This window comes from Rathayibacter rubneri (assembly GCF_023743255.1).
GTDB lineage: Bacteria > Actinomycetota > Actinomycetes > Actinomycetales > Microbacteriaceae > Rathayibacter > Rathayibacter rubneri.
Window position 1 is genome coordinate 1 of sequence record NZ_JAMRYM010000139.1, and the last position, 6,371, is coordinate 6,371.

The following is a 6,371-nucleotide window of genomic DNA, read 5'->3' on the forward strand; positions in this document are numbered from 1 at the left end:
CTTCACGCCGCCCGCCGCGCCGTCCTCCGCGTGGATCGCCGGCGTCCGCGGCTCCGGGTTCACCCTTCTCGTGATGGGCATCATGATCATGGCGGTCGTGGTGCTCGCGCCGAGCGTGAAGACGTTCGTCGAGCAGCGCGCCGAGATCGCCGAGCTCCAGCGCACGGTCGACGCCGCCAAGACCCAGGCGCAGAACCTCGACGAGGAGCGCTCCCGCTGGTCCGACCCCGCGTTCATCCGCGCGCAGGCCCGCGAGCGCCTCTACTTCGTCATGCCGGGCGAGGTCAGCTACCTGGTCCTGGACGACATCGCCGTGGCGCAGCAGGCGGAGCAGCCCGCGAGCGACTCGGTGCAGGAGACGCCCGTCGACTGGGCGGGCTCGCTGCTGTCCTCGATCGCGGTGGCCGGCCTCGGGGAGCCGACGACCGAGGAGCTCGCGCCCGCCGAGCCGGCTCCGGCTGCTCCGTGAGCGCTCCGGCGTAGACTGGACCGTTCCGTCCGGTCGACGTCCCCCTGGAGCCCTCGTGACCACGCCCCCCTTCGATCCGCCCAGCGCGCGCGACGTCGCCGTCGTCTCCGCCCAGCTCGGGCGCCCCGCCCGCGACGTGGTCGGCATCAGTGCCCGCTGCGTCTGCGGCAACCCCACCGTGGTCTCGACGAGCCCCCGCCTGGCGGACGGCACGCCGTTCCCCACCTTCTACTACCTCACCCACCCCGCCGCGACCGCCGCGATCTCGCAGCTCGAGGCGACCCAGGTGATGGCGGAGTACAACGACCTCCTCGCCGAGGACGAGCAGCTGAGGGAGGCGTACGCCGCCGCGCACCGCGCCTTCCTCGCGGACCGCGAGAGCGTCGGCTCCGTCCCCGAGATCGCGGGCATCTCCTCCGGGGGCATGCCCTCGCGGGTGAAGTGCCTGCACGCGCTGGCCGCCCACTCGCTCGCCGCGGGTCCCGGAGTGAACCCGATCGGCGATCTCGCCCTCGCGCGCGCCGACTGGTCGCCCGAGCGCTGCGCCTGCCGTCCGTTCGACGACTCGGCCGTCTCCGCCGCCTCCTAGGCGGGACCGCGGGCCGCCCCGACCGGCCCGCACTTCGCTAGACTTCCGATTCGTCGGGGTCAGTGCTGCCACCCGCCGTCGAGAGCGGGCACTTCGCGAGTAGTAGGGTGTTCCGCACAGTCCATCCCTCTGGAGAGTTCACCGTGCCCAAAATCCTCATCGTCGGTGGCGGCTACGCCGGTTTCTACACCGCGTGGAAGCTCGAGAAGTACCTGCGCCCCGGCGAGGCCGAGGTGACGATCGCCGATCCGCTGCCCTACATGGCGTACCTGCCCTTCCTCCCGGAGGTGGCCGCCGGCTCGATCGAGCCCCGCCACGCCATCGTGTCGCTCCGCCGCCACCTGAAGAAGACCGCGATCCTCGCCGCCAAGGTCACCAAGATCGACCACGCCGCGAAGACCGCCACGATCACCCCGACGGTCGGCGAGCCCTACGAGTTCGAGTACGACCAGATCGTCGTCACCGCCGGATCGGTCTCGCGCACCTTCCCGATCCCGGGCGTCGCCGACAACGCGATCGGCCTCAAGACGATCGAGGAGGCGACCGCGATCCGCGACCGCATCCTCACGAACTTCGACAAGGCGGCCACGCTGCCCGTCGGTCCGGAGCGCTCGCGCCTGCTGACCGTCACGGTCGTCGGCGGCGGCTTCGCCGGCATCGAGGTCTTCGCCGAGCTCCGCTCCTTCGCGAGCGCGCTGCTCAAGCGCTACCCCGAGATCGACTTCGAGGAGACGCAGTTCCACCTCGTCGAGGCCATGGGGCGCATCATGCCCGAGGTCGCGCTCGAGACCAGCCACTGGGTGCTCAAGAACCTCGACCAGCGCGGAGCGACGGTCCACCTCGACACCCAGCTGAAGTCGGCCCAGGACGGCGTCATCGAGCTGTCGACCGGTCAGACCTTCGAGTCCGACCTCATCATCTGGACCGCGGGCGTCATGGCGAACCCGTCGATCAAGAACTCCGACCTCCCCATCGAGGAGCGCGGACGACTGCGCGTGCGCCCCGACCTGCGTGTCGGCCACGACGACGTCCTCGTCGAGGGCGCCTGGGGTGCCGGCGACGCGACCGCCGTCCCCGACCTCACCGGCGGCGGAGTAGGCGGCTACTGCGTCCCGAACGCCCAGCACGCGGTGCGCCAGGGCAAGCTGATGGCGAAGAACATCGTCGCGGTGCTCCGCGGCGAGAAGCCCAAGGACTACTTCCACAAGAACATCGGAGCCGTCGCCGGTCTCGGCATCGGCATCGGCGTGTTCCAGTCCGGCAAGATCGCGATCAAGGGCTTCCCGGCCTGGGTCATGCACCGCGGCTACCACGGCCTGGCCATGCCCTCGTGGGAGCGCAAGTTCCGCGTGGTGTGGGGCTGGTGGAACAACCTCTGGCTCGGCCGCGACATCGTCTCGATCGAGGCGCGCGAGTACCCGCGCGGCTCCTTCGAGACCTACGCGTCCCGCCCGAAGGCCGCTCCGGCCGCCGCTCCTGCCGCTCCCGCGGCGGGCACCCCCGGCCCCGCCGGCGCGCCCGTGACCGTCGGCGGAGAGCCCGCCAAGTCCTGACCCCGCTCCCGCGGGGCGTGAGTGATCGCGCCCCGCGGAAGCCGCCCCCATAGCCCAATCGGCAGAGGCAGACGACTTAAAATCGTCTCAGTCTGGGTTCGAGTCCCAGTGGGGGCACTCTCGAGCGGTCGTCGCCCGAGCGGGTGGAGAGCGCACCCGTGCCGACTCTTCACCACCCGACTCCGCAGCGGCGGACCTGCCCGCACGGCTCCGAAGCACACCCCGGGCCGCGATCCGAGTCGTCTCGATGGTCCTCGATCGTCCGCGCGGGCTCGGCTGTGGTCGGACGTCGTGGCTCGGTCGTGTCGTCTCGGAGTCGCCCGGGCGCGCGAGTGGAACCCGGATCGGGCCGTGGCCGGATGTCGGCCCCGGTTCGCGTCGTCTCGGGGATGCTCGGCTGCACGAGTCGACTCGGAACCGGCCGTGGCGTGATGTCGGCCCCCGGTGCGTATCGTCTCGGGGCTGCTCGGTTGCCCGAGTGGACCCGGAACGGGCCGTGGCGGGATGTCCGGCCCCGGTTCGTGTCGTCTCGGGGACGCCCGGCCGCCCGACTGGACCCGGGACGGGCCATGGCAGGCTGTCGGGCCTCGGTCGGTGTCGTCTCGGACGCTCGTCTGCCCGAGTGGACTCGGATCGGGCCGTGACCGGTTGTCCGGCCTCGGTTCGCGTCGTCTCGGGGACGCTCGTCTGCCCGAGTAGACTCGGATCGGGCCGTGACGGGGTGTCGGGCCCCGGTCCCTGTCGTCTCGAGGATGCTCGGGTACGCGAGCGGATTCAGGACGGGCTGCGGCGAAAGGTCAGGCCCCGATTCGTGGCGCCTCGAGCTCGCCGAGCGCCCGGGTGGACCGGCGGGCCGGACTCGGCGTCGGCCCCGGTCCGCGTCGTCTCAGCAGGGGGTGGGCGCCCGACCGGCTGGAGGTCGACCTACCGCCCATGCAGGGGCGACCGCGCAGGCCCGGAGCCCGCGCCGGAACGCGGTCAGGCGGCTCGCGCGTGCTCGCTCCGCAGACCGGGCGACCCGGCCAGGAGCGCCGCCGCGAGCACCTCGGTGATCTCGCCGGGGGTGCACTCGGCGCAGAGGACCACCAGGTCCTCGGGGGAGGACTCGTCCGCTCCGGAGCGGTCGAGGACGACGGCATCGGTTCCACAGCTCGCGCATTCGATCATGCGGGTACCGTACGTCCGACCACCGACATCGCCGGGGTCCCGCTCGGCGGGTCCGGGGATCCGGAGCGGGCACAGGGACTCGGCCGCTCGCCGGCACCCCGCCCGTCGACGTCCGATCCGCCCCGCACCTCCCGAAGAGGGTCGTGTCGGAGCGGTTCCACACCCGTGATCGTCCGTGCGCCCGCACTCCGGGAGCCGGGATCGCCCGTATCATCGGAGGGCGAGGCCGTACGGCTCCGTCCTCTTCTCGTGCCGCACGGCACCGTACCGCACCGCCCGGAGACGGGCGGCAGGAGACCTCCATGGGGAAGCTGCTCTACGGCGCCTCGGGCGTCGAGATCGAATTCGACGACCGCACGCTCACGCACGTCCAGATCGTCATCGCCAACAAGCTGCGCCGCCGCGAGAGCTTCTTCTTCTCGTGGCGCGACGACCCGGCGGTCGGCGACGGGCGCTCGAGCATCTGGCTCGACCCCTCCGTGCCGCTCTACTTCAAGTACTTCGGCGGCCGGGTGCCCTCGATCAACCGCACGTGGATCGATCTGCTGACGGTCTCGGCGAACTCCTCCGGCGGCCTGCAGCTCGTGCAGGAGCCCGACGCGGCTCCGACCCCGCCCCCCAAGGGCGAGCAGAGCCCCTAGACCTCGGCTTCGCTCGACAGACCTGCACCGTCCTGCACCGTCCACTGCATCAGCCGGGAAGAGCGACCATGAAGCGCGACGTCACCGCCCACCTCACCCTCGACGTGGCGCGACCCGCGTCGCTCGTCCTCTCGATCGCGGTGGCCGACGCCTACGCGGCCGAGGAGTCGCTCAGCGTCTCGCTCGACGGGCGGCCCCTGCGCCCCCGCGAGGTGCTCGACCAGCACGGCACCCGCCTGCACGTGCTCGAGCCGGGGGTCGGCGAGCTCGTCATCGACTACTCCGCCCGCATCCTCGGCCGCCTCGAGCCGATCGCGGGCGAGGAGGTGGACCGCCTGCGCTACCTCCGTCCGAGCCGCTACGCCGAGTCGGACGTGCTGTGGGCGACGGCGCGGGCCGAGTTCGCCGGACTCGCCGGGGCCGACCTCCTCGCTGCGGTGAGCTCCTGGGTCGGCACGCGCCTGGCGTACGTCACCGGGTCGAGCCTGCCCACAGACGGCGCCGAGCGGACGCTGCTCGCGCGGCGGGGCGTCTGCCGCGACTTCGCGCACCTCGTGGTCGCGCTCCTCCGGGCCCTGGACATTCCCGCGCGGCTCGTCTCGGTCTACGCCCCCGGACTCTCGCCCATGGACTTCCACGCGGTCGCCGAGGCCTGGGTCGAGGGGGAGTGGCGGGGGGGGGGCGCGACGACGCTGGCTCCCCGGCAGAGCCTCGTGCGCATCGCGACCGGACGCGACGCCGCGGACACGGCGTTCCTCAGCGTGTACGACGGCATCGCGACGCTCGGGGAGTTCACGGTCGGCGCCGTCGTCGACGAGCTGCCGGAGGACGACGTGCGCGAGCCCGTCTCGATCGGCTGAGCTCGGCTACTGCTCCGGCTCGACGAAGCGGCGCCAGGCCCAGACCGACGTGCACACCACGGTGAACGCGACCACGGTGAAGACGACCGGACCGCCCCCGCCCTCGGTCGCCCACGCGGCGATCGTCGGGGTGAGCAGGAGGAAGAGCACGGTCGTCGAGAGCAGGGTGAGACCCAGCCAGAGCACCGGCGACCAGCGCAGGATGCTCTGCCCGGCCGGACGCCCGACCGGGAACAGCAGCACGACGCTCGACCCGACGGCGAGCAGGGTCGTCGCGCTGAGCACCTCGGCGGTGAGCACGCCGCCGACGGAACCGCCGGCCGGGACGACGGCGGAGGCTCCCCACGCGAGCCCCGCCAGCCCCAGGAGCGAGACGACGCGCACCGTGGCGAGCTTGGCGCGGTCGACGGGCGAGGCGCCCTCCGGCAGGAGGAGCCCGATCACGACGCCGAACAGGAAGGCGGGGTCGAGCCCGGCGAAGCGCGAGAGCAGCGCCGCGGCGGCCACCAGGAGGAGCGCCCGCGGTGAGGCGACGACCCGGACGCCCGGCAGGCCCAGGCGTCGTCCGACCAGGGCGGGCACCCCGGCCGCGACGGCGTTGACGAGCGCCGTCGCGAGGATGACGGCGATCAGGAGCCTGAGGTAGGCGGGCTGGCCGTCGACCCGCCCGGAGAGCAGGCTGAGCCCGGCGGCGCAGCCGATCATGCCGACGACCATGGTGCGGGTCGAGGCGGGCGCGCGCTCGGGCTTGTCGTCGAACTCGACGCGCGCCCGGTTGCGGCCCGTCAGCTGCCAGGTGCGCGCCTCGCGGGGTGCGCGGCCGGCGACGGCCAGCCTCGCGGGGACGACCACCAGCGCGAGCGACGCGACGGCGAGGGCCAGGGAGCGCATCCAGTCGGCGATCGTGCCCAGCGGGGCGCCGGAGGAGAGCGCCGTCGTCATGCCGGTCGCGGCGCTCCAACCGCCGGGGGAGCCGCGGTCGTCGTCCTGCGGAGCGGGAGCGGGTGCGGCGTCCGGGGCGGACGGCGCGGCGCCGGGTGCGGGGGCGGCGCTGGCGCCCTCCGTCTGCTGGGGCCGCGGCGAGGCCGTCGC

At 73.1% G+C, this 6,371-nt stretch carries 6 protein-coding genes, 1 tRNA gene and 1 pseudogene; 6 read left to right on the forward strand and 2 right to left on the reverse strand.

Annotated elements, in window-relative coordinates:
- The 4 genes from NB037_RS18070 to NB037_RS18085 all read left to right on the forward strand — a co-directional run.
- Positions 1-469: FtsB family cell division protein (locus tag NB037_RS18070; protein ID WP_251948256.1), on the forward strand; the 469-nt coding region annotated here is incomplete at its 5' end.
- A gap of 55 nt (positions 470-524) precedes the next feature.
- Positions 525-1,058 (forward strand): DUF501 domain-containing protein, encoded by a 534-nt coding sequence (locus NB037_RS18075; RefSeq protein ID WP_251948259.1) that lies wholly within the window; start codon positions 525-527, stop codon positions 1,056-1,058.
- Between the two features lie 143 nt (positions 1,059-1,201).
- Complete coding sequence (locus tag NB037_RS18080) at positions 1,202-2,611, forward strand: NAD(P)/FAD-dependent oxidoreductase (RefSeq protein WP_251948261.1); 1,410 nt, start codon at positions 1,202-1,204, stop codon at positions 2,609-2,611.
- Positions 2,612-2,654: 43 nt separating this feature from the next.
- Positions 2,655-2,728, forward strand: a tRNA-Leu gene (locus NB037_RS18085).
- Between the two features lie 861 nt (positions 2,729-3,589).
- Here the strand turns inward: NB037_RS18085 and NB037_RS18090 are convergent.
- Positions 3,590-3,778: a hypothetical protein gene (locus tag NB037_RS18090; RefSeq protein ID WP_251948263.1), complete on the reverse strand. Its 189-nt coding sequence runs from the start codon at positions 3,776-3,778 to the stop codon at positions 3,590-3,592.
- A gap of 302 nt (positions 3,779-4,080) precedes the next feature.
- On the opposite strand from NB037_RS18090, the gene NB037_RS18095 reads away from it, so the two are divergent.
- Together NB037_RS18095 and NB037_RS18100 are read left to right on the forward strand one after the other, a co-directional pair.
- Positions 4,081-4,419, forward strand: a complete 339-nt coding sequence (locus tag NB037_RS18095; protein ID WP_207403445.1) for a DUF7882 family protein — start codon at positions 4,081-4,083, stop codon at positions 4,417-4,419.
- A 68-nt stretch (positions 4,420-4,487) separates the two neighbouring features.
- Entirely contained in the window at positions 4,488-5,279 is a 792-nt protein-coding gene (locus NB037_RS18100; RefSeq protein ID WP_251948265.1) for a transglutaminase-like domain-containing protein, read from the forward strand.
- Between the two features lie 6 nt (positions 5,280-5,285).
- On the opposite strand, the pseudogene NB037_RS18105 reads toward NB037_RS18100, so the two are convergent.
- Positions 5,286-6,371: pseudogene (locus NB037_RS18105) on the reverse strand (hypothetical protein); the annotation flags it as partial.